This is a genomic window from Nonomuraea sp. NPDC049028 (assembly GCF_043197735.1).
Lineage (GTDB): Bacteria > Actinomycetota > Actinomycetes > Streptosporangiales > Streptosporangiaceae > Nonomuraea.
The window spans coordinates 13608-37285 of record NZ_JBICTR010000006.1 but is presented as its reverse complement, the minus strand read 5'-3'; the positions used below and the strand labels follow the sequence as shown (position 1 = coordinate 37285).

Annotated in this window: 22 protein-coding genes; 12 read left to right on the top strand and 10 right to left on the bottom strand. The window is 71.8% G+C overall.

The window, feature by feature from the left end; genetic code table 11:
• Positions 1 to 58: 58 nt before the first annotated feature.
• Positions 59 to 772 (bottom strand): hypothetical protein, encoded by a 714-nt coding sequence (locus ACGFJ2_RS23525; protein ID WP_393471528.1) that lies wholly within the window; start codon positions 770 to 772, stop codon positions 59 to 61.
• Positions 773 to 889: 117 nt separating this feature from the next.
• Between ACGFJ2_RS23525 and ACGFJ2_RS23520 the strand changes: the two genes are divergently transcribed.
• The 3 genes from ACGFJ2_RS23520 (at position 890) to ACGFJ2_RS23510 (ending at position 6673) form a co-directional block, all read left to right on the top strand.
• A complete protein-coding gene (locus ACGFJ2_RS23520; RefSeq protein WP_393471525.1) occupies positions 890 to 5302 on the top strand; it encodes an HAD-IC family P-type ATPase in 4413 nt (1470 codons plus the stop codon).
• A 101-nt stretch (positions 5303 to 5403) separates the two neighbouring features.
• Entirely contained in the window at positions 5404 to 5529 is a 126-nt protein-coding gene (locus ACGFJ2_RS23515) for a hypothetical protein (protein ID WP_357960069.1), read from the top strand.
• A gap of 232 nt (positions 5530 to 5761) precedes the next feature.
• On the top strand, positions 5762 to 6673 hold the full coding sequence (locus ACGFJ2_RS23510) for a TIGR03621 family F420-dependent LLM class oxidoreductase (RefSeq protein ID WP_357960066.1): 912 nt from the start codon (positions 5762 to 5764) through the stop codon (positions 6671 to 6673).
• On the opposite strand, the gene ACGFJ2_RS23505 is transcribed toward ACGFJ2_RS23510, so the two are convergent.
• On the bottom strand, positions 6663 to 7628 hold the full coding sequence (locus ACGFJ2_RS23505) for a zinc-binding dehydrogenase (protein WP_358448255.1): 966 nt from the start codon (positions 7626 to 7628) through the stop codon (positions 6663 to 6665). The two genes, ACGFJ2_RS23510 and ACGFJ2_RS23505, sit on opposite strands and share 11 nt — an antisense overlap.
• A 59-nt stretch (positions 7629 to 7687) precedes the next feature.
• Between ACGFJ2_RS23505 and ACGFJ2_RS23500 the strand changes: the two genes are divergently transcribed.
• Positions 7688 to 8272 carry a histidine phosphatase family protein gene (locus ACGFJ2_RS23500; RefSeq protein ID WP_357960061.1) on the top strand — a complete coding sequence of 195 codons (585 nt, stop codon included), beginning with the start codon at positions 7688 to 7690 and terminating at the stop codon, positions 8270 to 8272.
• A 21-nt stretch (positions 8273 to 8293) separates the two neighbouring features.
• Here ACGFJ2_RS23500 and ACGFJ2_RS23495 read toward each other — a convergent pair whose 3' ends face one another.
• From ACGFJ2_RS23495 to ACGFJ2_RS23480, 4 genes are all read right to left on the bottom strand, one after another.
• A complete protein-coding gene (locus tag ACGFJ2_RS23495; RefSeq protein ID WP_393471520.1) occupies positions 8294 to 9052 on the bottom strand; it encodes a hypothetical protein in 759 nt (252 codons plus the stop codon).
• Between the two features lie 47 nt (positions 9053 to 9099).
• The gene (locus tag ACGFJ2_RS23490) at positions 9100 to 9351 is read right to left on the bottom strand and encodes a hypothetical protein (protein WP_357960055.1); all 252 of its coding nucleotides are present in this window, start codon (positions 9349 to 9351) and stop codon (positions 9100 to 9102) included.
• 87 nt (positions 9352 to 9438) lie between these two features.
• Positions 9439 to 9675 carry a DUF397 domain-containing protein gene (locus ACGFJ2_RS23485; protein ID WP_225299640.1) on the bottom strand — a complete coding sequence of 79 codons (237 nt, stop codon included), beginning with the start codon at positions 9673 to 9675 and terminating at the stop codon, positions 9439 to 9441.
• Positions 9676 to 10497 carry a helix-turn-helix transcriptional regulator gene (locus ACGFJ2_RS23480; protein ID WP_225299863.1) on the bottom strand — a complete coding sequence of 274 codons (822 nt, stop codon included), beginning with the start codon at positions 10495 to 10497 and terminating at the stop codon, positions 9676 to 9678. It lies immediately after the preceding gene.
• A 221-nt stretch (positions 10498 to 10718) separates the two neighbouring features.
• On the opposite strand from ACGFJ2_RS23480, the gene ACGFJ2_RS23475 reads away from it, so the two are divergent.
• Positions 10719 to 11225: an ATP-binding protein gene (locus tag ACGFJ2_RS23475; protein WP_357960052.1), complete on the top strand. Its 507-nt coding sequence runs from the start codon at positions 10719 to 10721 to the stop codon at positions 11223 to 11225.
• 79 nt (positions 11226 to 11304) lie between these two features.
• Positions 11305 to 13725: a helicase-associated domain-containing protein gene (locus ACGFJ2_RS23470; protein WP_393471515.1), complete on the top strand. Its 2421-nt coding sequence runs from the start codon at positions 11305 to 11307 to the stop codon at positions 13723 to 13725.
• On the opposite strand, the gene ACGFJ2_RS23465 is transcribed toward ACGFJ2_RS23470, so the two are convergent.
• Both ACGFJ2_RS23465 and ACGFJ2_RS23460 read right to left on the bottom strand, forming a co-directional pair.
• Complete coding sequence (locus ACGFJ2_RS23465) at positions 13722 to 14867, bottom strand: zinc ribbon domain-containing protein (protein ID WP_393471512.1); 1146 nt, start codon at positions 14865 to 14867, stop codon at positions 13722 to 13724. The genes ACGFJ2_RS23470 and ACGFJ2_RS23465 overlap by 4 nt on opposite strands.
• An 87-nt stretch (positions 14868 to 14954) precedes the next feature.
• Positions 14955 to 15986, bottom strand: coding sequence for an ABC transporter substrate-binding protein (locus tag ACGFJ2_RS23460; protein WP_393471509.1), 1032 nt, complete (start codon positions 15984 to 15986; stop codon positions 14955 to 14957).
• A gap of 95 nt (positions 15987 to 16081) precedes the next feature.
• Here ACGFJ2_RS23460 and ACGFJ2_RS23455 point away from each other — a divergent pair, with 95 nt between their 5' ends.
• Genes ACGFJ2_RS23455 through ACGFJ2_RS23445 form a run of 3 tightly spaced genes read left to right on the top strand, consistent with a single transcriptional unit; the run spans position 16082 to position 18990 of the window.
• On the top strand, positions 16082 to 17122 hold the full coding sequence (locus ACGFJ2_RS23455; RefSeq protein WP_393472712.1) for a FecCD family ABC transporter permease: 1041 nt from the start codon (positions 16082 to 16084) through the stop codon (positions 17120 to 17122).
• A complete protein-coding gene (locus tag ACGFJ2_RS23450; protein ID WP_393471506.1) occupies positions 17119 to 18126 on the top strand; it encodes a FecCD family ABC transporter permease in 1008 nt (335 codons plus the stop codon). Before ACGFJ2_RS23455 ends, ACGFJ2_RS23450 begins: the two co-directional genes overlap by 4 nt.
• A 51-nt stretch (positions 18127 to 18177) precedes the next feature.
• Positions 18178 to 18990 carry an ABC transporter ATP-binding protein gene (locus ACGFJ2_RS23445; protein ID WP_357960036.1) on the top strand — a complete coding sequence of 271 codons (813 nt, stop codon included), beginning with the start codon at positions 18178 to 18180 and terminating at the stop codon, positions 18988 to 18990.
• Positions 18991 to 19019: 29 nt separating this feature from the next.
• On the opposite strand, the gene ACGFJ2_RS23440 is transcribed toward ACGFJ2_RS23445, so the two are convergent.
• Positions 19020 to 19484: a TetR/AcrR family transcriptional regulator gene (locus tag ACGFJ2_RS23440; protein WP_393471503.1), complete on the bottom strand. Its 465-nt coding sequence runs from the start codon at positions 19482 to 19484 to the stop codon at positions 19020 to 19022.
• 204 nt (positions 19485 to 19688) lie between these two features.
• Between ACGFJ2_RS23440 and ACGFJ2_RS23435 the strand changes: the two genes are divergently transcribed.
• Both ACGFJ2_RS23435 and ACGFJ2_RS23430 read left to right on the top strand, forming a co-directional pair.
• Positions 19689 to 20003, top strand: a complete 315-nt coding sequence (locus ACGFJ2_RS23435; RefSeq protein WP_393471500.1) for a rhodanese-like domain-containing protein — start codon at positions 19689 to 19691, stop codon at positions 20001 to 20003.
• A gap of 93 nt (positions 20004 to 20096) precedes the next feature.
• Positions 20097 to 21392 (top strand): FAD-dependent oxidoreductase, encoded by a 1296-nt coding sequence (locus ACGFJ2_RS23430; protein WP_393471498.1) that lies wholly within the window; start codon positions 20097 to 20099, stop codon positions 21390 to 21392.
• Here the strand turns inward: ACGFJ2_RS23430 and ACGFJ2_RS23425 are convergent.
• The gene (locus ACGFJ2_RS23425) at positions 21343 to 22596 is read right to left on the bottom strand and encodes an ArgE/DapE family deacylase (protein WP_393471495.1); all 1254 of its coding nucleotides are present in this window, start codon (positions 22594 to 22596) and stop codon (positions 21343 to 21345) included. The two genes, ACGFJ2_RS23430 and ACGFJ2_RS23425, sit on opposite strands and share 50 nt — an antisense overlap.
• A gap of 66 nt (positions 22597 to 22662) precedes the next feature.
• On the opposite strand from ACGFJ2_RS23425, the gene ACGFJ2_RS23420 reads away from it, so the two are divergent.
• On the top strand, positions 22663 to 23616 hold the full coding sequence (locus ACGFJ2_RS23420; protein WP_393471492.1) for an endonuclease/exonuclease/phosphatase family protein: 954 nt from the start codon (positions 22663 to 22665) through the stop codon (positions 23614 to 23616).
• The last annotated feature ends 62 nt before the right edge of the window (positions 23617 to 23678 follow it).

The following is a 23678-nucleotide window of genomic DNA, read 5'->3' as shown; positions in this document are numbered from 1 at the left end:
TCGGTCACGCCGTGGACGTGGCGCGGACGTTCCTTCCGCCGCCCGAGCGCCTCGCGTACTACGGCGCGCTTGGCGCGCTCGCTGCGTTCGGCGTGCTCGACTGGCCGGTGGCCGCCGCCATCGGCGCCGGTGCGCTGATCGCGCGGCGCGGACAGCAAGGGGAGAGCGGGACACCCGCCCGCGGTACGCAGGCGTCCCCGCCCGCCACCGCCCGCGCCACGACCTCCACCGCCCGTCGTCGCGCCACGACCTCCGGAACCCGCAGCCGCACCACGTCCGCCACGACCCGCGGCCGTGCCACGACCTCCGCCGCGCGCAGCCGCACCGCGACCGCCGCGACCGCCACACCGAAGAGCGACACCGAACAGAAGAGCGCCACCACGTCCAGGAGCTCAGCCGCACCGAAGAGGACCACCACGTCCAGGACCACCACCTCCAGGAGCGCCACCACGCCGAAGAGCACCGCCACCTCCAGGACCACCGCCACACCGAAGAGCACCACCGCCTCCCGGAGCTCCGCCGCATCCAAGAGCACCACCACGTCCAGGAGCACCGCCACACCAAAGAGCACCGCCTCGGGCGGGACCGCCACCTCGGGTCGGCGTACCGCTTCCGGCAGGCGCAGCACCTCCTCGACGAGCGCCGCCGCGACCACCGGCTCCTCGAAGAGGGCCTCCTCCCAGCGCAGAACGGCCTCCTCCACCACGTCACGAGGTGCTCGGGCGAGCACCACCGGACGTGCGCGGTCGGGCCGGTGAGACCGGGTTGCCACGTGTTCTGAGTAGCCTGCGCGCCCGGACGGTTCAGCGTGTTCTGAGCGGCCCGCGCGCCTGGACGGTTCCGCCGAGCAGCCTGCGCGCCGCCCGGACGGTTCCGCTGAGGGGACGACATGTGGCCGTTCTCCGCTGACACGGTCCTGAGCGTGCTCCCCGAGCCGGTACGGAGCCTACTCCCCCGCCCTCGCCGGATACAGAAGTGCGCGGGTGGCGTACGCATCGAACTGCGGCACGTCGGCGGCCCCGGCACGGACTCGGCCGCCCGCGTCCTCGAAGACCGGCTGCGCGCGGCCGGTGTGGACCGGGCCGAGGTGAACGGCGCGCTCGGCTGCGTGTTCGTAGGCTGCGACGCGGCCACGGCCGATCTGGACAAGCTCACGGCCATCGTCGACGAACTCGACCTGGACGGCGCCGGTGGCCCGGTGGCGCTCGACGGGGTGCAGCAGCAGGCCCGCGCCGCGATGAGCCTCGGCCTGCACGTCCTGGGCACCGGGCTCGCGCTGGCCGGCCGGGTCGCCCGCCTGCCGAGTCTGCCGGCGGCCGTGCCCGCCGTCCTGTCGCTGGCCGAGCACACCCCGCGGATCCGGCGCGAGCTGGAGCGGTACATGAGCGTTCCCACCGCGGAGGCGGTGGTCGCGTCCACTCGCCTGGTCTCCCAGACGTTGGCGGTACGGCCCGTGTCGATGCTCGTCGACTCCGTCGCGGCGGCCATCCGCTTCGTCGACTCGTGCGCCGGGCGGCGGGCCTGGGAGCTGCGCGAGGAGGAGTTCGCCGACGCCGACGGGGCGTACCGGCACATCAAGGTCGCGGAGCGGCCTCGGCCTGTTCCGCTGCCGCACGGGCCCGTCGAGCTGTACGCCAACGCCGCGAGCACCGCCACGGTGGTGACGCAGGCGGTCACGACCGTGGTGGGCGGCGGCCACGAGCGGGGGCTCTCCGTACTCATCACGGGGATCCCGAAGGCCGCGCACTTCGGCAGGGACGCCTTCACCAGCGTTCTCGCGCGCGCCCTGGCCAACCGCGGTGGAATGGTGCTCCACCGCCGCGCGCTGGGCCGCCTGGATCGCGTCGACACGGTCCTCCTCGACGCCGCCGCGCTGACCACGGGCGGGTGGACGATCGACGGCATCGTCCCGCTCGGCGAAAACCTTGGCACGGACCACCGCGAGAACCTCGGCACAGACCACCGCACGGACATCGGCGCGGACCACCGCTCGGACATCGGCGCGAACCTTGGCACAGACCACGGCGTGGACAAAAGCCTGGACGAGCTGCACGCGCGGATCTACACGCTGCTCGACCTCACCGATCCGGCGGCCCGGCGCGAGCGGGACGGCTGGTCGGCGGGGCCGTACTCGGCGACGCGCGAGCCCGCGGAGGTGCGGAAGTGGCGCCGCCAGGGGATCCGGCCGATCAGCGTCTCTCGGCAGGGAGTCCCGGTCGCGCTGGTCGGGGTGGCGCCGGAGCTCCACCCGCTGGCCGAAGCCGTGGTCGCCGCCGCGAAATGCGCCGGTGACGTGGTCCTGGCCGGTGGGGAGGCGTACCTCGGCCCGCGACTCGGTGTGGACCGGGTCGTCGACGGCGGCTCCCGGCTGGTCGCCGCGCTTCGGTCGCTGCAGTCCGAAGGACACGTCGTGGCCCTGGTGTCCCGTACGTCGAGGCGCGGCCTGCGCCAGGCGGACCTGGGCATCGGCGTGCTCAGGGGGGCGCGGCGCGTGCCGTGGGATGCCGACGTGATCAGCGACCTCGACGGGATCCACCTGCTGCTGCGCTGCGTCCCGTACGCGAAGAAGGCCAGCAGGCGCAGCGTGCGGGTGGCCGCCGCGGCGGGGGTCGTCGGCGCGGGCCTGGCCGTGCTCGGCCCGGCCCCGACGGCGGTGGCGCGGGCGAACCTGGTACGCGACTGCGCCTCGGTGGCCGCCCTGGTCACCGGGGAGTGGGTGGGACGGAACGTCAGGCGGACGGCGCCGCCGGTGCCCGCCGATCGCACGCCGTGGCACGCGATGGCGGTGGCCGACGTCCTCGACCTGCTGCGTACGTCGCCGCACGGGCTGAACGAGAGGGAGGCCGAGCGCCGCAGGACGAAACCGGCGCGGCCGGATTCCGCCGGGCCCACCTCCCTGGTCATGGCGTCTCTGGAGGAGCTCGCCAACCCGTTGACCCCGGTCCTGGCGGCGGGCGCGGGGCTGTCGGCATCGGTCGGTTCGGTCCTGGACGCCGTACTGATCGGCGGCGTGATGGTGGTCGACGCCGTCATCGGCGGGGCGCAGCGGCGCGGCGCCGACCGGGAGGTGCACCGGCTCACCGAGGTCACCGCCGTCCGGGTCCGCCTGCGCAGGCCCGGCGGCGGCGTCTCCGGCGTCGCCGACGACCTGGTGAAGGGGGACGTGATCGAGCTGCGCGCCGGTGACGCCGTACCGGCCGACGGCAGGCTGATCCAGGCGGTCAACCTGGAGATCGACGAGTCCACGCTGACGGGCGAATCGCAGCTCGTGTCCAAGACCGCGGCGCCCACCGTGGCCGCCGCCGTCGCGGATCGCCGGTCCATGGTGTACGAGGGCACTACGGTGGCGGCCGGTCACGGCCTGGCCGTGGTCGTGGCTACCGGGGAGGAGACCGAGGCGGGCCGGACCGCCGGGCTGGCCGCCGAGAGGCCGCCGGTGAGCGGTGTGGAGCTGCGGCTGCGCAGGCTGAGCCGCCGCATCCTGCCCGCCGCGATCGGGTCGGGCCTGGTCCTGATGGTGACCAACCTGCTGCGCGGCTCGCCCCTTTCCGCGGCTCTCGCCCCCGCGGTCAGCCTGGCCGTCGCCGCGGTCCCCGAAGGGCTGCCCTTCATCGCGACCGTGGCCGAGCTCGCCTCCAGCAAACGGCTCTCCCAGCGCAACACGCTGGTCCGCAACCCGTCGACGATCGAGGCCCTGGGCCGGGTCGACGTGCTCTGCTTCGACAAGACCGGGACGCTGACCGAAGGCCACATCAGCCTGCGCCAGGTCTCGGACGGAAGCCACGCCCGGCCGGTCGAGACGTTGACGCCGGAGCTGAAGGTGATCGTCGGCGCGGCGCTCCGGGCGGGCCCCCGCTTCGAGGGCGGGCGGGCCATCCCCCATCCGACGGACCGCGCCGTCGTGGACGGCGCCGCCAAGCTCCACGTGGCGCCCAAGGACGGCCTTCGGGAGTGGCACCGGGTCGACGAGCTGCCGTTCGAGCCCGCCCGCGGCTACCACGCGGTGCTCGGCCTGTCCGAGTCGGGTCACCTGCTGAGCGTCAAGGGAGCCCCCGAGGTCGTCCTCGACCGCTGCACCCACCTGATCCGCGGTGGCGAGCAGGTGCCCATGGGCCCGAGGACCAGGCGTGAGCTGGAGAAGGAGGTGGAAAGGCAGGCGTTGCAGGGCTTCCGCGTACTCGCCGTCGCCGAGCGTGAGGCGTCCAGCCGCGCCGATCTCGACGAGGCCCGCATCCAGCGCTTGTGCTTCCTGGGCTTCCTCTGCCTGGCCGATCCCGTACGGCCCACGGCGAAGCGGAGCGTCGAGGGGCTGATGGGCGCCGGCGTGCGGGTCATCATGATCACTGGTGACCATCCGAGCACGGCCGAAGCCATCGCCGCCGAGATCCACGTTCTGAACGGTCAGCGGGTGATGACGGGACCCGAGCTGGAGCGGCTGGACGACGACGCCCTGGCCGAGGTGCTGCCCGAGGTGGCGGTGTTCGCGCGTACCACGCCCGAGCACAAGGCCCGCATCGTCTCCTGCCTGCGGCGCGCCGGCAAGGTGGTGGCCGTGACCGGTGACGGCGCCAACGACGTCCCCGCGATCCGGCTCGCCGACATCGGCATCGCCCTCGGACCACGTGCCGTCCCGGCCGCCAGGGCCGCCGCCGACATCGTGGTGATCGACGATCGCATCGAGACGATCATCGACGCGATCTCCGAGGGCCGGGCGATGTGGGGCTCCGTCCGCGACGCGCTCGGCATCCTGCTCGGCGGGAACGTCGGAGAGATCGCCTTCACGGTCGGCTCTAGCCTGCTGTCCAGGCGCAGCGCGCTGAACGCCCGCCAGTTGCTCCTGGTCAACCTGCTGACCGACATGCTGCCCGCCATGGCCGTGGCCGTTCGCCCGCCGAACGCCGAGACCCCGGAGAAGCTGCTCGCCGAGGGGCCGGAGGTCTCGCTCGGCGCCGCCCTGACCCGGGACATCTACGTACGCGCGGTCACCACCGCGGCGGCGGCGACCGCGGCGTGGCTGCTCGGCCGGATGACGGGCACACCGCGCCGCGCGTCCACCGTCGGGCTCATCGGCCTGGTGGGGGCGCAGCTGCTGCAGACGCTGTCGGTGGGGGATGGGGATCGGCTGGTGTTCCTCGCGTCGGTGTCGTCGCTGGCGGCCCTCATGGTGATCATCTCCGTCCCGGGGCTCAGCCAGGTCTTCGGCTGCCGTCCGGTCGGCCCGTTCGGCTGGGCCATCGGGCTGGGCTGCGCCGGGGCGGCGGCGCTGGTGGCGGGGCTGATGGAGCGGGCGAGCGCGGGCTAGTCATCAGCGGTTCACCATATAGACACCTGAATTGTGGCCTTATCGCAACTTTTGTGGCTGATTATCCTCATAACGGTAGGTTTACTGATGTGAGGTACTCAGTGTCTGAATTTCTGGCCTCTGTGCTCGCGAAGGCGGGCATGATGCTCCTGGAAATGCTGATCGCGCGGATCGTCCAGGCGCTGGTCACGTCCCTCGCGGGCCGCACCGCGCTCCGCCTGGCCTGATCTCGCCGCGCGCGTCTTCCGGTCAGGGCCTTTGTTTCCCGTACGGCACAGCCGCCCCACCCGCCACCCGCCGCACATGACTGGGGGCCTCCAGGAAAACGGCCGCTGAACCCGCACGTGGCCGGGCGCCGTTACGTGCGCATAGTTGACCATCTCCATGGTTTCGCCGCGTGATCGCCTCTACGCTGGCAAGCGTAGCTACACAAGCGCTTGCTCAAGCAAGGAGAGGCACGTGCGGCGGTTCAGGTTCGGGGCGGTGGTGCGGCAGGCGGAGTCGGGCAAGGCGTGGGCGGACAAGGCCAGGCGGCTGGAGAGTGCCGGGTTCGACGTGCTGCTCGTGCCCGACCACCTGGTCGGTCCGCGATTCGCCCCCGTTGCGGCGCTGGCCGCCGCCGCGAGCGTGACGACGCGGCTTCGGGTGGGGACCCTTGTGTTCGCGAACGACTTCCGGCATCCGGCCGTGCTGGCCAAGGAGACGGCGACCCTCGACGTGCTGTCCGACGGGCGACTCGACGTGGGACTCGGGACCGGCTGGATGGCCGAGGACTACCAGCGGGCCGGCCTGCCGTTCGAGCCGCCCGGGGTGCGGGTGGACCGGCTGGCCGAGGCCGTGGCGGTGCTCAAGGGGCTGTGGGGCGACGGGCCGTACACCTTCGACGGGGCGCACTACCAGATCCGGGCGCTCGACCAGCAGCCCAAGCCCGTGCGGCGGCCGCACCCGCGGCTGCTCCTGGGCGGCGGCGGGCCGCGGATGCTGCGGCTGGCCGCCCGGGAGGCCGACGTGGTGAACCTGGGGATGCGGGTACGCGCCGACGGCACCGGACCCGACGGGAACGACGGCGGGCGGCAGGCGTTCATGGACAAGCTGCGGACGGTACGCGCGGCCGCCGGCGACCGCTACGACCGGCTGGAGCTGGGCACGAGCGTGGTGCAGGTGGGCGTACGCAAGCCGGAGGAGACCTGGAGCGCCGCCGACACCTCACAGCTGGACGAGACGCCACAGGTACTCCTCGGCACCCACCACGACATAGTCGACAAGCTCCGCTACTGGCGGGATGAGCACGATATTTCGTATTTCGTGGTGCATCACGAGCGCGACCTCGACGCCTTCACCCCGATCGTCGAGGAGCTCGCTACGGGGTGAGGATCACCTTGCCCATGGTGTTCCGGCTCTCCAGCGCCGCATGGGCGGCCGCGGCCTGCTCCAGCGGGAAGGACTGGACGGCGGGCGTGAGCTCGCCGTTCGCCGCCGCCTCCAGCGCCCGCTCCTGCAGGTCGTCCATGCCGCCCTGGCGGCCGAGCAGGTAGGCGAGGGCGTCGTACGAGGTCACGCCACGGGCCTTCAACTCGGCCTCCTCAGGATGGAACCACTCCCCCGACGCCTGCCCGAACACGACCTGCCGCCCACCTTCAAGGAGTTCGAAGGCGGTTCTGCCGAGTTCGCCGCCGACCCCGTCGAAGACGATCGTGACGTCGCCGACCGATTCCCGTACGACGTCCGTCCAGCCGGGCGTGCTGTAGTCGACCGCCAGGTCGGCGCCCAGCGAGCGGACCCGGGCCGCCTTCGCGGGGCCGCCCGCCGCTCCGACGACCGTCGCGCCCACCCGGCGGGCGTGCTGGACGAGCAGCGTGCCGATCCCCCCGGCGGCGGCCATGATCAGCACCACGTCCGAGGCCGTCACCGGCGCGACCTCCAGCAGTCCCAGCGTGGTGGCGCCGGTCGAGAGCATGGCGACCGCGGCGCCGTACTCCAGCCCGTCGGGAAGCACCGTCAGACCGGCGGCGGGCGCGACGGCGAGCGACGCGTAGCCGCCCGAGGTCACCTCGCTGGTCACCACGCGACTGCCCAGCAGGCCGGGGCCGACGCCCTCACCGACCGACTCCACCACCCCCGCCACCTCATGGCCGAACGTCGCGGGCAGGTCGGGCGCGGGGTGCGGGCCGATGGGGATGCCCCGCCTGAACAACGTCTCGATGAAGTGGACACCGACGGCGTGTACGGCGATGCGGACCTCGCCGGGGCCCGGCAGGGGATCAGGGACGGATTCATAGCGGAGGTTCTCGGCAGGGCCGTAGGAATAGAGCCTTATCGCGTGCATGCCGCCCAGCCTGCTACCTGAACCACGGTTGAGGTCAACCGTGCCGGATGATGGAAGTCATGGACGAGATGGTGTTGCTCAGGCACGGCGCGACAGAGTGGAGCAAGGCGGGCAAGCACACGGGCCGCACCGATGTGCCGTTGCTGCCCGAGGGCGAGGAGCAGGCGCGGGCGCTGGCGCCGCTGGTCAAGGAGATGACGTTCGATCTGGTGCTGGTGTCCCCCGCCCAGCGAGCCCGCCGGACGGCGGAGTTGGCCGGGCTGGAGGCGTACGAGGTGGACGCGGATCTGTGGGAGTGGGACTACGGCGGCTACGAGGGCATCACCACGCCCGAGATCCGGGAGACCCGGCCGGGCTGGTACCTGTGGCGTGACGGCGTGACCCCCGGCGACGCCGAGCATCCCGGGGAGAGCGCGACCGACGTGGGCGCGCGCGCCGACCGGGTGATCGCCAGGGCCAAGGCGGCCGAGGGGCGGGTGGCGCTGGTGGCGCACGGGCACTTCCTGCGCGTGCTGACGGCCCGCTGGCTGGACCTGCCGCCCACCGACGGCCGCCTGTTCAAGCTCGACACCGGCACGTACTCACGGCTGGGCTACGAACACGCCGAACCCGTGGTGACCACCTGGAACGCACCGGTCGCCTGACCCCCGGCGAGCAGCCCGACGCTAACCCGATGTGCCTCCGGGCGCCAGACGGCTGCCGGGGAAGGGCGAAAGGAGGGTCTCGCGCCACGGCCCGTCGAGGAAGTCGCGGGCCCGCCTGGCCCAGTCGAGCAGGCGCGGGTCCGGCGGCACCTCGTCGTCCAGCCCGAGGGCGGCGTCGCGGGCCCGTTGGGTGCGCAGGTGGTCGTCGAGCGACACGCCCCAGACCGTGACGGCCTCGGTGTCGCAGAACAGCACCTCGTACAGGCCGATCAAGTGATGCCCGTGCTCGGCCAGCAGCGGGGCGCGTTCGGTGCGGACCGCCTCCAGGTAGTCGAGGGCGGCGCCGGGTCGTACGCGGGCGCTCTCGAACACGTAGAACTCGGCGGTGGTGACCTCGCTCAGGTCCGGGCAGCCCGGCACGGCGCCGAGCGGGCGGGAGAAGGCGGAGAAGCGCAGGTCGTCGATGTCGGACAGGAACAGACGGTCGTCCACCCCACGGTAGATCTCCATCATCTGGCGCCAGCCGCCGTCCCAGCCGCCGTGGCAGTCCCACAGCGTGACCGCCTTGAACTGCGGGTGCCCGGTGATGCCCACGGCGTAGAAGGCGCCGGCCAGGTCGATCTCGCGGGACCTGATGGACATGCCGGAGGTCAGCGTGGGCGCCTGGCGGGCCTCGTCCTCGCGCTTGTAGCGGGTCAGCCAGGTGAGGTACTCCATCGGGCGCCGGGAGTTCATCGGCCGGAAGTCGACCTCTTCGAGAAGGTAGATCCCACGCCGCATCCAGGGCTCCTTTGACCAAGCGATTGCTCGGCCTCAACCCTAGCCGATCAAGCGACCGCTTGGGTAGGCTGCGGCCCTCTCCCCGTCAGCCACTCCAGCACCCTGCGGTGCCCGGAGGTGGCGTCCTCGAAGTGTCCCCAGTGCCAGTAGCGCGGCTGGTCACGGAGACCCGTGACCCACGTGCGATAGGAGACGGCGGCACCGGAGGGCGCGACGCCGTAGGTGCGGATCACGACCTTGCCGCCGGGTGCGAAGAGCACGTCGTCGGCGATCGGATAAAGGGTCATCTGGTCGAGCATGTGCTGATCATGGAGTCCGCCGGAGGCGGGGCGGTTACGCCTCCGGCGCGCCCCCGTTAAGGGGGCCCGCCGGAGGTTAACAACCTGTTACACCAGGAGGCCGTCGAACTCCCCATCCTTCACTCCGAGCACGAGGGCTCGGATCTCGTCGCGGGTGTAGATCAGGGCCGGGCCATCGGGGAAGCGCGAGTTGCGCACCGCCACCCCGCCGTCGGGGAGCTTCGCGAGCTCGACGCAGTTCCCCTGTGAGTTGCTGTAGTGGCTCTTGCGCCAGGCGACCTGCTGCAGGTCGGTCGCGGGCATGCCGTTGTAGGTCTGCTTCATCTACATCTTTCTGAGAAGACCGCCGATGAGCTCGACGGTGCCCCCTGGCGTGGTGCTCTCCACGCATAACTGCTCCATAGCCGTGAGATATGGATCGATGTCCTCACGCTTGTCCAGGTACAGGGCACCCCAGAGCTGCTCGACATAGACAACGTCCGACAAGTCGGACTCGGGAAATCGCAAGATGCTGAACGCGCCACCTTCAGCGGCGTGCATGCCATATCTGAAGGGCATCACCTGAATGGTGATATTGGGAAGGGCAGCGACTTCCAGCAAGTGCTGAAGCTGCTCGGACATGACCTCCCGCCCGCCGATGGTCCTCTTGAGGGTCGCTTCGTCGATGACCGCCCACAGTCGCGGGCCGTCCTTCTGCGTGAAGCGCTCTTGTCGCTGCATGCGCAGATGCACGCGGCGCTCGATCTGCCCAGGGGTCTCATCGGGGTTGCCGAGTTGGTATACCGCGCGTGCGTATGCTGCCGTCTGCAACAGACCGGGCACGAACTGCACCTCATAGGTACGGATCACGCTGGCTGCTTCCTCTAGCCCCACGTACGTGGTGAACCACGCGGGCAGAACGGCTGAATACTTGTGCCACCACCCGGGGGTGTTGGCTTCGCGGACCATCTCCAGCAGGGCACGGCGCTCGGCGTCGTCGACGACGCCGTACAGGGTGAGCAGGTCCTCCACATCGCGTGTCTTGAATCCGACGCGACCGAGTTCCATACGGCTGATCTTCGACTCGGACGCCCGGATGTGGAATCCGGCCTGGTCGCGGGTGAGCTCGCTGGCTTCACGCAGCCGCCGCAAACTGGCGCCAAGCATGATGCGCCGAACGGTCGAACCTGAACCGGGCGGATCGAGGGACACGTGCTGCTCCTTGGTCGTTTCCTTAGCACACAGTCTGTCACTCCACGGCCGAAAGATCATATGCCGCGGACAAGATCCCCTTTCCCACTGATTGACCTTTTGGGGCAACGGTAGCGCTTGCACACGGTGTCTGCACGTGCATTCGCTCTTGCACCTGCACGAGAGTTTGCTCCAGAATGATCAACGTGCAATCCACCACGGCGACGCAGGGCTCGTGGACCACGTTCGACTGGTGGCCCCCGGTCGGGTGGTGGCCGGAGGCCGCGCGTGACCTGCTGGTCCCAGGCCCGGCCTCGAGCGCCACGTTCGTCCTCCCGCCCACGGCGTCCTCGATCCACTCCGTCCGCAGCTTCACCAACGGCACCCTGACGGGATGGGGGCTCGGTGAGCTGATCGAGAACATGGAGCTGGTGGTCTCCGAACTGGCCACCAACGCCCTGCGACACGGATTACGCCTGGCCGAGCCGCATTGCCATCGCCCGGTCCACATGTCCCTGGTGCGCCGCGGCGCGCTGGTTACCAGCGCCTTCACCGATCCAGGCTCATCGGTGCCCGTGCTGAGATACCCTGGCCCTCTCGACACCGGCGGCCTCGGACTCCACATCGTCGAATCGCTCAGCCACCGATGGGGCTGGTCCGCACTCGCGCCCCACGGGAAGATCGTCTGGGCAGTCCTCTCCTGACCGGGGGTGATCTGCATTACCGTGGATGCTCATGGCTCACGGTGAGTCCCTGCGTGCGACCCCATGAGAGTGCTGACAGATGGATGATCACCTGCTCGGCTGGCTAAGAACACTTGACGAAGACAGGCTGGGCCGCATCCTGGCGACCCGGCCCGACGCCATCGCGGCCCCCTGGCCGCGGCGGCTCGACACCCTTGCCCAGCGGCTCGGCAACGGATTCGCCGTGATGGAGGCCCTGCGCGGCCTGCCCCTTCCCTGCCTTGAGCTGGCTCAGGCGTGCCTGGTCGTGCGGCACGCCACTCCCGAGCGGCTGGCGGCCTTCCTCGGCGTGCCGGCCGAGGAGCTGACCCCCTGGCTCGACCTCCTGCATGACCACGCGCTGGCCTGGCCCGACGGCGAGGGCGTCATCCGCCTGGCCGAGCCCGTGTCGCGGTGGTGGACCGCGCCCCTCGGCCTGGGCGAGCCGCTCGACCACTACCTCAACTCCTGGACGATCAGCAACGACACGCTGCGCTCGCTCGCCAGAAACCTGGGGCTCCCGCCCGACGGCAACAAGCGCCGCACGGTCAGCCGGGCCAGCGAGGTGCTCGGCGACCGGGACCGGCTCGACGCGCTGCTGCGCACCGCCCCCGAGGGCACGGTCCGGCTGCTGGACAGCTTCGCCTGGGAGGGCCCCGTACGCGATGTCGACGGCGGCCGGTTCGTCATGCCCGGCACACCGGAGAAGTGGGCCGCCGACCACGGGCTCCTCTACCGGCCGAGCTGGCACGTGGCCGAGATGCCGCGCGAGGTGGCGCTCGGCCTGCGCGGCGGCGACTACCACCCACCCTTCACCCCCGAACCACCCGAGGTGGCCACAATCCCGATCGACCCGGAAGAGGTCGACCATCTGATGACGCTGGCCGCTCCGCACGTGGTGGAACGGTGCGCGGCACTGCTCGACAACGCCTCCAAGGCGCCGCTGCCGCTGCTCAAGACCGGCGGCGTGGGCGTGCGCGAGGTACGCAGGATGGCCAAGGAGACCGGCTGCGACGAGGACGAGACCCGGCTGCTGCTGGAGATCTGCACCGTGGCCAGGCTGCTGGCCTGGGACGAGCCGTCCGGCGGCATGATCCCCACCGAGCGGTTCGACCGCTGGCGGCTCGACGAGGGCTCGGCCAGGCTGCGGGTGCTGCTGTCGGCCTGGTGGCGCATGGAGCGCTCGTCGCTGCGCAAGATCGACGGCAAGTACGGCACCGTGCTGGGCGACGACCAGTCGGGCGCCGCCGTGGCGCGCGTGCGCCGGGCGGTGCTGTCGGTCCTGTCCCACCTGCCGGCCGGCACGGCCTTCGCCGATCGCGCCGGCCTGGTCCGCAACGTCCACTGGCACTCCCCGATGCTCGACCAGGACCTGCTGGCCGAGTGCGCGTCCGCGGTGCTCGTCGAGGCGCGGCTGCTCGGCCTGCTGGCCAACGACTCGCTGACCGACCTGGGCAGGGCGCTGGCCGGGCTGGCCGCCAAGGCGGGCGAGGAGAGCGACGACGCGGTGCCGCTGGTCGAGCACGACCCGATACTCGCGGAGGCGTCGACCAGGGCGCTGGCCAGCGTGCGCAGGAGCGCGCTGTTCGGCCCCGACCTGACCGCGGTGGTGACGGGACCGCCGTCGGCCGAGCTGGCCGCGCTGCTCGACCGGGTGGCCGAGCGGGAGTCGCGGGGCGCGGCCTCGGTGTGGCGGTTCACCACCGAGAGCGTGCGCCGCGCGCTGGACCACGGCTACGAGGCCGACGAGCTGCTGGAGGAGCTGTCCGGCGTCGGCACCGTCCCGCAGCCGCTCGAATACCTCGTACGCGACGTGGCCCGCCGGCACGGCGAGGTGACGGTGACCACGGTGGGCTGCGTGGTGCAGGCCTCCGACCCGACCCTGCTCGCCGAGATCGCCGCTCACCGGCGGCTGAGCCGGCTCGGCCTGCGGTTGCTCGCGCCCACCGTGCTGGTGAGCTCGGCGGGCGCCGAACGGACACTCGCCGCGCTGCGCGAGCACGGCTACTCGCCCGTCCCCGTCACCGACGGCGGTGAGATCACGATCCGCCGCACCCGCGTCGAGGAGCCCCACAACGGCAAGCTCATCCTGCTGCCCGGCGGCCAGGTGGCCGAGCTGTCGGAGCTGGCGGCGATCGGCGGGGCCGAGGCGATCCCGCACATCATCGCCGAACCGATCCCCGACCCGCACGAGCACGCCGCCCGCCTGATCAGCGCCAGCCGGGCGGCGAACGACCGCGCCGGGCGCACCTGGGCCGTCATCGGCCGGATGGCGACCAGGCTGCCCACGGCGCAGCAGTCACTGCTGGGCTTCGTCGTGGACCGGGGCGTGCGGGCCGGCATCACGCTGACCGACGGCCTGACCGCGACGATCAGCCACGGCGAGCTCAAGGGCGGCGCCCTCGACGCCTGGTGCGAGGAGGCCGGCGACTACCTGGAGTTCCCGCTGGCCGAGATCGTCGAGGTCACGGGAGCTTATTAGCGTCTGCGATTCTCTGTGTTTGCCGGGGGATTTCCGGCATTCCGGGCGGGCGTGGCGCGTGGCGGGCCACCTGCGTACGTTCCCAGGGGGAGTACGGGGGTGGCTGCGACACGGTGGAAGCCAGTCCGGTGGTGAGAATTGCGTACAGGCCCTGTACGTCCCGCCGGTGAGCGGGATGCCTGGGGTGCCTGGCCCGCCGGACGCTTTCCCATCCCGGGCGTGCCGGGGTCGGGGGCGGGCACCGTGCGCCGGTCGGGCACACGGCTGAACGTCTTGGTGCGGCTGACCTGCCGCCGTTTGGGGGTCGGCCGGGTCTTGGCGCGCGCCCGGGCCGGTGGGCGTGGATGCACATCGGTCTGGGTGCGCCGGGCCCGACGAGCCGCGCGGGTGGGCCTGTTGCGGCGGCGCGCCCGGGTCACGTTGCCTTCCACCACCACCGCGATGGTGCGCACGCCGGTGCCCGGGGCGGTCCGGGTGTGGCGCTGGCCGAGCAGGCCGCGGGCGGCGATCCGCTCGGCCGCGGCATGATCGCGGTCGCACGACAGCCCGCACGCCGGACAGTAGGCCCACTTCCAGCCACGCTCGCCCGGCCGGTCAGGCGCCGGAACATGCCGCAGCACGCTGCCACCCTCACCGCAGCGTGGACAGTAGCGGGAGGTGCCCCGTGCGGGCACCGTCACCACCGCGACACCGTCCTTGGCGGCCAGATGCCGGATCGCCTCGATCACCATGCCGCGCACCTGCCCCGACAACGCCGCATTGCCCCGGCGGACCCCACGCGCCTCCAGCGTGGCCAGATCCTCCAGATAGATCGCCCCGGCACCGAGCGCGACCGCCTGATCCACCGCCCACCGCGCCGCCGACCAGGCCAGCGCATGATCAAGCCGCCGGATCCGGGCACACACCCGCTCATGCTCCACCGCCACTACCCGTAGCCCGCGCTCCAGCGCCACACGGCGCACATCATGGGCATCGGCGGTATTCAGCCCGGACAGCAGTGCCGCGCAGTGATCGCGTTTGGCGGCCAGGTGTTCACGGTGGCCGCGCAGCCGGTGCAGCTTGGCCAAGATCACCGTGGCGTCGTAGCGCAGCATCCGCCCGTCGGTGCACACCCGGCCCTCGCGCGGTTGGCCGTCGCGCACGTGCACATGATGTGACTGATGGTTTGGTGGCGACCGCATCCGAAACACATCTCCACCCACATTCGCTCAGCGAATCAGGACAAGCGTTCATACCTTCTTCAGGTTGGCCACGAGGCCTTCCACGAAGTCGGCGTAGCCCTGGTAGCTGTAGGGGGCCTCGGCGCTCCACGGGTAGAGATGCCCGGCCTTGACGGCGGGAAGCTTGGCGAAGGTGGGCTTCTTCATCATCTCGGCGGGCTTGAGCGACTGGGTGCGGGTGTCGTAGAGGATGACGTCGGCGTCGTAGGTGTCGGCGTTCTCCCAGCTCAGCGTCTGGAAGAAGCCGCCCTCGTCGACCTTGGAGGGCGTGACGACGGTCAGGCCGTTCTGGGTGAGGTGCACGATGTCCGGATACTCCGGCGGGTTCACCACCCACATGGCGTCGGGGCCGGCCGAGACCATGAGGATCTTGAGGTCCTTGAACGCGGCCAGCTCCTTGCCGGCCGCCGCCAGCCGGGCCTTGGCCTCCGGCACCCCCTGCAGGTCCGCGCCCAGCGACGTGGCCAGCTCCTCGTACTTGCCGATCACCTCCATGGCGCTGCGCCCGGTGAGCATGATGCCGGCCGTCGGGGCGATCTGCTCGATCGTGGCCTTCGACTTCTCCGGTACGTACCAGAGCGTGCCCTTGATGTACATGCTGCTGACCAGCAGGTCGGGCTGGAGCGCGATGTACTGCTCCACGTTGAACTCGTCCCACACGTTGCCCAGCCCCGCGACCTTGGTGATGTCGACGTTGCCCACCTGGGGGTCCCTGGCGCCGTCCTTGAGCTTGTGCGGGCCGAAGACGCCGACCGGGCGCACGCCGAAGTCCCACAGCGCCGCCGCGGCGCCGACCTGGGCGACCACCCGGGTGGGGCGCTTGGGCAGGCTGAGCTTCTTGTCCCGGTCGTCGGTGAACGTCCACGCGCCAGCCGCGCCCGAGGCGCCCGACGCGCCGGTCGGGGCCGCCTGGGTGGCGGCGCCCTCGCCACCCGCCTGGGTGGTGGCGCCCTCGCCGCCGCAGGCCGCCAGCGTCAGGGCCGCCGCGACGCCCGCCGTGGCCGCGAAAAAGCCCCTGCGAGGCAGTACCGGTCCCGACATGTCCATCTCCTAAGGTTAGGCTTGCCTTGGTTGTGGGGCTTTACCTTAGCCTCGCCTAAATGTGACCGTGACGAAAGGGGTGCGGGTTGCCCGCGGTGAAAGAGCGCCCGGCCGAGGTCGAGCCCGTGGCGTCCCGGGGGCGTCCGGCGGCGCTGGCCGGTGGGCTGGTGGTCGTGTTCGGCGTGCTGGTGCTGGGGGCGATGGCCAGCGTGGCGCTGGGCGCCCGATCGGTGCCGCTGTCCACGGTGCTGGACGCGCTGACCGCCCCCAACGGGTCCGGCGACCACACGGTCATCCGCGAGTTACGCGTCCCGCGGACCCTCCTGGGCATCGGCGTGGGGGCCGCGCTCGGGCTGGCGGGCGCGCTGATGCAGAGCCTGACCCGCAACCCGCTGGCCGATCCGGGCCTGCTCGGCATCAACGAGGGCGCCGCGCTGGGCGTCACCCTCGCGCTCGGGCTGTTCGGGCTCACGGACCCGGCCGTCTACGTGTGGTTCGCCTTCGGCGGCGCCGCCGTGGCCTCCGTCGTCGTCTACGCGCTGGGCTCGGCCGGCCGCTCGGGCGCCGGTCCGGTACGCCTGGCGCTGGCCGGCATCGCCGTCGGCATGGTGTTCACGGCGGTGGCCTCGGCCATCCTGCGCATGGACCCGCAGACGTTCGACCGGATGCGGTTCTGGCTCACCGGCTCGCTGGCCGGGCAGACCTCCGACGTGCTGCTGCGGATCGCGCCCTTCATGGTCGCCGGCCTGGTGGTGGGGCTGCTGCTGGCAAGGCCGCTGAACATGCTGGCGCTCGGCGACGACGCCGGCAAGGCCCTGGGCGTGGCCGTCACCCGTACGCGGGTCCTCACGGCCGTGTCGGTCACGCTGCTCTGCGGCTCCGCCACGGCGGCGGCCGGGCCGCTGTGGTTCGTCGGGCTGGCCGTGCCGCACGCCGTACGCGCGGTGGTGGGCCAGGATCAGCGGTGGGTGCTGCCGTACACGGTGCTGGCCGCTCCGGCGCTGCTGCTGGCGGCGGACGTGGCCGGGCGGCTCATCGCCCGGCCCGGCGAGGTGCAGGTGGGCATCATGTGCGCCGTGGTCGGCGCGCCGATCTTCATCCTGATGGCCAGGCGCAGGAGGCTGGCCGCGCTATGAGCTTCCGCTTCGGTCCCTGGTCCGTACGGCTGGCGCCGCGGGCCCTCGTCGTCGCCCTGGTCCTCGTCCTGGTCGCGTTCGCCGTGACCGTGGCGGCGATCTCGACCGGCGAGTTCACCGTGTCCGTACCCGACGTGCTGACCGCGCTGTTCGGCCAGGGCACGCCCGTCGCCGAGCTGATCGTGAGCAAGCTGCGCGCGCCCCGGGTGGTCACCGGGCTGCTGGTGGGCGCGGCGTTCGGCCTGAGCGGCGCGATCTTCCAGAGCCTGACCAGGAACCCGCTCGGCAGCCCCGACTTCATCGGCTTCACCGCCGGCGCCTCGACGGGCGGCATCCTCGGCGTGATCGCGGGCGGCACGGCGCTGCAGATCGCGGGCGGCGCGCTGGCGGGCTGCGTCGGCACCGCCGTGCTGGTGTACGCGCTGGCCCATCACGGGGGCGTGCAGGGCTACCGGCTGGTCCTCGTCGGGATCGGCGCGAACGCGCTGCTCCTGTCCGCCAACTCCTACCTGCTGACCAGGGCCAACATCAACGACGCCGCGACCGCGGGCGCGTGGCTCACGGGCAGCCTCAGCGGGCGCGGCTGGGACCACGCGATCCCGGTGGCGCTGGCGCTCGCGGCGCTGCTCCCGGTCTGCGCCGCCGTGTCGCGGCCGATGCGAATGCTGGAGATGGGCGACGACTCGGCGCGGGCCATGGGCATCAGGGTCGAGGCCGTACGGGCCACGGCCATCACCGCGGGCGTACTGCTGTGCGCGGTCGCCACGGCCGCCGCCGGGCCGGTCATCTTCGTCGCCCTGGCGGCTCCGCAGCTGGCCCGGCGGCTGACCCGGTCGCCCGGCGTGACGATGGGCGCCTCGGCGCTCATGGGCGCCGTCCTCCTGACCGGCGCCGACCTGGCCGCCCAGCGCGTACTCGCCCCCACACAACTGCCCGTCGGCGTGCTCACGGCCGCGATCGGCGGCGCCTACCTCGCCCTGCTCCTCCGAAAGGACCGCCACTGATGCTCCTCCGAAAAGCCCGCCACTGATGTTCGCGCGAAAGGACCGCCACTGATGGCAACCCCCCGGTCCGCCCGGCTGTCGGGCAGCGACCTCACCCTCGCCTACGACCAGCGCGTCGTGGCGGCCGAGCTGGACGTGACGATCCCCGACGAGTCGTTCACCGTGATCATCGGCCCGAACGCCTGCGGCAAGTCCACCCTCCTGCGCGCCCTGGCCAGAATGCTCAAGCCCAGGAAGGGCGCGGTCCACCTCGACGGCAGCGTGATCACCTCACTGCCGTCGAAGGAGGTGGCCAGGCGACTCGGGCTGCTGCCGCAGAGCTCGATCGTGCCCGACGGCATCACCGTGACGGACCTGGTGGCCCGCGGCCGCTACCCGCACCAGAAGCTGATGCGGCAGTGGTCACGCGCGGACGAGACCGCGGTGAGCGAGGCGATGCGCGCCACCGATGTGTCCGAACTGGCCGACCGGATCGTGGACGAGCTGTCCGGCGGCCAGCGGCAGCGCGTATGGCTGGCGATGGCGCTGGCCCAGGAGACGCCGATCCTGCTGCTCGACGAGCCGACCACGTTCCTGGACATCTCCCACCAGATCGAGGTGCTGGACCTCTGCGCCGACCTGCACGAGGCGGGACGCACGATGGTGGCGGTCCTGCACGATCTCAACCAGGCGTGCCGCTACGCCACCCATCTCATCGTCATGCGCGACGGCGCCATCGTGGCGGAGGGCGACCCGGCCGGGATCGTCACGCCCGACCTGGTCGCCCAGGTGTTCGACCTGCGCTGCGAGATCATCGAAGATCCACAGTCGGGCACTCCGCTCATCATCCCGGAGGCGCGCCGCCAGGTGAGAACGACGGCCTGATCCACCGGCTCCCCCCTCTCATCCCGCTCTCAGCCCACCAGGGCCCCGACCAGGGCGGTGATCGCGTCGCGGGCGCGCGCCTCGCCGTACTCCTCCCTGAGCACGCCCGCCACCTCTGCGGCGGTGGCCGCCAGCAGTGCGTGGGACAGTACGTCCGCGTCGGAACCCGGACGCGAGGCCGCCAGCAGAATGGCCGCGTGGCGGTGCCAGAAGCGGTAGGCCCCAATCCGGTAGCGGGCGCCCGGACTGGCCGTCTCGGACATGCGTACCAGGTCGAGGTGGGCGAACAGGTAGTCAAGATAGGCGTCGACGAAGGCGGTGAGCCGGTCGCGGGCGGGCGCGCCGGGACCCAGCGGCGGCGGGCCGGACAGGATGCGTTCCTGCAGCACCCGCTCGCGCTCGTCGAGCAGCGCCACCGCCAACCCCGATTTATCCCCGAATCTGCGGAACAACGTGCCCTTCCCCACCCCGGCCTCCGCCGCTATCGCATCCATGGAGACCGCTTCGACACCCTTCTCAGCGAACAGTCTGGCCGCGGCGGCAAGGACCTTCTCCCTGTTGCGCGCCGCGTCCGCACGTTCGTTGACCGGGCCCCCGCGAAGCAGTTCCAGTCTCTGTCTTGACGAACCGGACTGCGGTCCGTTAGCTTTCGAGCCATCCACAAAGCGGACTGTAGTCCATTTGGACCGGAGGCCACAATGACCATCACCCGCGACGAGCTCCGAGCGACACTCGGCACGGTCACCCTACTCGACACACTCGGCGGTGCTTACTACGACCAGCAGCACCTGCCGGGTGCCATCGCGCTGGTCGAGAGCGAGGTCGTCGAGCGGGCGCCCGCGCTGCTGCCCGACAAGGACGCGCCGATCGTCACCTACTGCTCGAACCCGGCCTGCAACAACAGCAAGGCCGTCGCCCGTCGCCTGACCGCCCTCGGCTACACGAACGTGCGCAGGTACGTCGAGGGGATCGAGGACTGGGTGACGGCGGGCCTGCCGGTGGAGTCCTCGTAGAACGTCATTCTTGGAGCGTGCCAAAGGACGTGGAAGCGGACGGCAGGCCAGGTGACCCTCTGGAAGCGACACCTTTCTCAGGGGGGAACCATCATGGATCACGCCATCGTGATCGGCGCGAGCATCGCGGGCCTGCTGTCCGCCGCCGCTCTGCACCGCAGGTACGCCAGAGTCACCGTGATCGACCGCGACACACTGCCCGCGGCCGACGCTCATCGCCGGGGCGTCGGCCAGAGCCGCCACGCGCACGGCCTGCTCGCCAGGGGCCGTGAGGTCATGGACGAGCTGCTGCCGGGGCTCACCGCCGAGCTCGTCGCGCAGGGCGCGCTCATGGGCGACCTGCAGAGCCGGGCCCGCTGGATCCACGACGGGCAGACGCACGCCCGCGCGGAGAGCGGACTGATCGGGCTGTCGGTCAGCCGCGCACTGCTCGAAGGGCAGATCCGCCGCCGCGTCACCGCCTTACCCGGGGTGCGCGTGCTGGCCGACCGCGCCGTCACCAGCCTGCTCGCCGACCAGGGCCGGGTCGGCGGCGTGCGGCTGGCGGGCGGGGACCCGATGCCCGCCGACCTGGTCGTCGACGCCTCGGGGCGCGGCTCGCGTACGCCGTACTGGCTGGCCGAGCTCGGATACGAGCGGCCCGCCGAGGAGCGGGTGACGATCGACCTGAGGTACGGCACCCGTGAGTTCCGCCGCCGGCCGCACGAGCTCGACGGCGACCTTGTCCTCGTGGTGGCGCCCACGGCCGAGATCCCGCGCGGTGGGGTGGCGCTGGCGCTGGAGGGCGACCGCTGGATCGTCACCATGGCCGGGTACGCCGGCAAGGGGCCGGAGCTCCCACTCCAGCGATTCGCCGCGTTCGCCGAGACGCTGCCCGCCCCCGACCTGGCCCAGCTGATCACCGTCGCGGAGCCGATCGGCGAGCCGCGCTCGTACCACACCCCGGCCAGCGTCAGGTATCGCTACGAGCGGCTCTCGCGCTTCCCCGAGGGCCTGCTGGTCGTCGGGGACGCCGTCTGCGCGTTCAACCCGTTCTACGGCCAGGGCATGTCGGTCGCGGCGCTGGAGGCCAAGGCCCTGCTCGACCCGGATCTGCGGCCGCTGCCGTTCTTCAGGCGGATCACCAAGGTGCTCGACGCGCCATGGGACATCGTGGTCGGCGGTGACCTGCGGCTGCCCGGTGTGGAAGGTGAGCTCACGCCGAAGATCCGGATGATCAACGCCTACCTGGGGCGCTTCCACGCGGCGGCGGCACACGATGCGGACCTGGCCAGGCGTTTCCTCCGCGTGTCGAACCTGATGGACGCGCCGCCGTCGCTGATGAGCCTGGGGGCGCTGCTCAAAGTGTTCCGCAACGGCGCACCACGAGCGTTGCCAGCGCTCGTGTGACCTCGCGCAGTTCGCGCAGCTCGACCTGCTCCCTGGGGGCGTGCGCGTACCGTACGTCGCCAGGGCCGTAGTGCAGCGCCGGGATCCCGCCGGCCGCGTAGAGCCGCAGGTCGCTCCCGTACGGCGCGGCCTTCTCCATCGGCCGCGCGCCCGTCGTGTCGGCGATCGCCCCGGTCACCTCCGCCAGCAGCGGGTGTGCCTCGGGCAGCCGCCCGCTGGCGAACTGGCCGCCCGGCCAGGTGATCGCCGGCGGGTGGTCGCGCAGCCACGGGTGTGCGACCGTCAGCACCGCCTCCTCGAACGCGGCCCGCGCCGCCGCCGGGTCCTCGTCCAGTTGAACGCCCATCCGGCCCTCCGCGACGAGCAGGTCGGGCACGCTGCTGGCCCAGTCGCCCGCCCGCACGGTGCCGACCTCGATCGGGTACGGCATCACGTTCCCGGCGAACACGGCCGGCACGTCACGGTTGCGCTCGGCCTCCAGGCGGCGGATCGCCTCGAACACCGGCCAGAACACCTCGACCGCGTTGACCCCCTCGTACCGGGTGGCCCCGTGCGCGGCCCGGCCCACCACCTCCAGCCGGAACGTCAGCGCGCCCGCGTTGGCCGTGATGACGGCACCGCTGGTCGGCTCGGTGATGACCGCCGCCTCCGCCGTGTGCCCCCTGGCCAGCGTGGCGAACGCGCCGAGGCCGCCGTCCTCCTCGCTGACCACGCAGTGCACGGCGAGCGGCCGGGCCAGCCGTACCCCGGCCTTCTTGAGCGCGCGGACGACGGCGAGGTTGGCCACCAGCCCGGCCTTCATGTCGCAGGCGCCGCGGCCGTGCAGGGTGTCACCGGTGATCCTGGCGGCGAACGGGTCGTGTCCCGCCCACTGGGCCGGATCGCCGATGGGCACGACGTCGACGTGGCCCTGCAGCGCCAGTGCCGGTGTGCCTTCGCCGCCGGTCACGGCCACCACGCCGTAGCCCTCGGCCCTGGGCGCCTCGGTGCCGGGGAAGCCCGCGCGGCGGCCGAGGTCGTCGAGGTCCAGCTTCCAGACGTCCACGTCCAGATCGGCCTCGATGAGCAGGCGGGCGACGCGGTGCTGGAGGTCGGACTCCGCGTCGGTGCCCGTCACGCTGGGCACTCGGACGGTCTCGGCCAGCAGGTTCACGGTGTCGGTGTCGTCGATGGCCTGGAGGACCCTGGCTTCCGCGTCGCGCATGGGGCCCACCATCTCATGGCGTGAACCTATGTGTTGACTTGTGGCAATACATGGGAGGAGGTGCGGGTGCGAACTTTGGTGAGTGTTCTGGTGTGGCTGGTAGTGGCTCCGTTCGCGGTGTGGGCGGCGCTGCGGGTGAGCCCGTACGACGGGTTGTGGCCATGGGTGCCGATCGTGGCGTTCACGCCGTACGCGGCGGCGGCCTCCGTGCTCGGCCTCGTCCTGGCCGGGGCGCTGCGGCGGTGGGTCGCCGGGGCGGTCGCGCTCGTCACCGTGGCGGCCCTGGCGCTGGCCGTACTGCCTCGCTGGTTCGCCGACGGCGAGCCGGTGGCGGGCGGCGGGTCGGTCGCGGGCGGGCGGACGTTGCGGGTGCTGGCGGCCAACCTGATGGTGGGCTCGGCCGACACGGCGGGGCTGATGGACCTGGTCGCCAGGCTCCGGCCGGACGTACTGACGCTGCAGGAGCTCACCCCCAAGGCCGCGGCGGCCCTGGACCGGGCGGGTCTGCGCAAGGCGTTGCCGCAGGCCGTGGTCCGGGCGCTGCCCGGCGTGGGCGGCTCCGGCGTCTACTCGCGCTATCCGCTCACGGCGGGGCCGGCCATCCAGTTCGGCGCGTTCGGGCAGGCCAGGGCGGTGGTCACGGATCCGGGCGGGACGAAGATCGAGGTGGTGTCGGTGCATCCGTGCGCGCCCAAGTACGAGGGACGTACGCCCTGCTGGCAGCAGGGGCTGGTCGCGCTGCCTCGCGGCGGCGGCGCCGCGCGGGTGCTCGCCGGCGACTTCAACGCCACGCTCGACCACGTACCGATGCGCGACCTGCTGGCCGCCGGCTACCGCGACGCGGCGGACGTCACCGGACGGGGCTTCACCGCGACGTACTGGCCCAGCGGCGGGCGGGCTCCCGGTGTGGTGATCGACCATGTGCTGGCCTCCGCCGGGATGGGGGTACGCGCGTTCTCGGTCGAATCGCTGGCGAAGACCGACCATCGGCCCGTCTTCGCCGAGCTCACACTGCCCTGACGTCGCCATTGCCGGTTCGCGGGAGTCCGGATGACCGTAAACTGAGCGCGTGGTAGCACCCA

Excerpts from the sequence above, each read along its gene's own strand:
- ACGFJ2_RS23520 (WP_393471525.1), top strand. The coding sequence starts at position 890 with ATGTGGCCGTTCTCCGCTGACACGGTCCTGAGCGTGCTCCCCGAGCCG.
- ACGFJ2_RS23505 (WP_358448255.1), bottom strand. The coding sequence starts at position 7,628 with ATGCACGCGATAAGGCTCTATTCCTACGGCCCTGCCGAGAACCTCCGC.
- ACGFJ2_RS23500 (WP_357960061.1), top strand. The coding sequence starts at position 7,688 with ATGGACGAGATGGTGTTGCTCAGGCACGGCGCGACAGAGTGGAGCAAG.
- ACGFJ2_RS23495 (WP_393471520.1), bottom strand. The coding sequence starts at position 9,052 with ATGCGGCGTGGGATCTACCTTCTCGAAGAGGTCGACTTCCGGCCGATG.
- ACGFJ2_RS23490 (WP_357960055.1), bottom strand. The coding sequence starts at position 9,351 with ATGCTCGACCAGATGACCCTTTATCCGATCGCCGACGACGTGCTCTTC.
- ACGFJ2_RS23485 (WP_225299640.1), bottom strand. The coding sequence starts at position 9,675 with ATGAAGCAGACCTACAACGGCATGCCCGCGACCGACCTGCAGCAGGTC.
- ACGFJ2_RS23480 (WP_225299863.1), bottom strand. The coding sequence starts at position 10,497 with ATGCTTGGCGCCAGTTTGCGGCGGCTGCGTGAAGCCAGCGAGCTCACC.
- ACGFJ2_RS23475 (WP_357960052.1), top strand. The coding sequence starts at position 10,719 with ATGATCAACGTGCAATCCACCACGGCGACGCAGGGCTCGTGGACCACG.
- ACGFJ2_RS23470 (WP_393471515.1), top strand. The coding sequence starts at position 11,305 with ATGGATGATCACCTGCTCGGCTGGCTAAGAACACTTGACGAAGACAGG.
- ACGFJ2_RS23460 (WP_393471509.1), bottom strand. The coding sequence starts at position 15,986 with ATGTCGGGACCGGTACTGCCTCGCAGGGGCTTTTTCGCGGCCACGGCG.
- ACGFJ2_RS23450 (WP_393471506.1), top strand. The coding sequence starts at position 17,119 with ATGAGCTTCCGCTTCGGTCCCTGGTCCGTACGGCTGGCGCCGCGGGCC.
- ACGFJ2_RS23445 (WP_357960036.1), top strand. The coding sequence starts at position 18,178 with ATGGCAACCCCCCGGTCCGCCCGGCTGTCGGGCAGCGACCTCACCCTC.
- ACGFJ2_RS23440 (WP_393471503.1), bottom strand. The coding sequence starts at position 19,484 with ATGGATGCGATAGCGGCGGAGGCCGGGGTGGGGAAGGGCACGTTGTTC.
- ACGFJ2_RS23435 (WP_393471500.1), top strand. The coding sequence starts at position 19,689 with ATGACCATCACCCGCGACGAGCTCCGAGCGACACTCGGCACGGTCACC.
- ACGFJ2_RS23430 (WP_393471498.1), top strand. The coding sequence starts at position 20,097 with ATGGATCACGCCATCGTGATCGGCGCGAGCATCGCGGGCCTGCTGTCC.
- ACGFJ2_RS23425 (WP_393471495.1), bottom strand. The coding sequence starts at position 22,596 with ATGCGCGACGCGGAAGCCAGGGTCCTCCAGGCCATCGACGACACCGAC.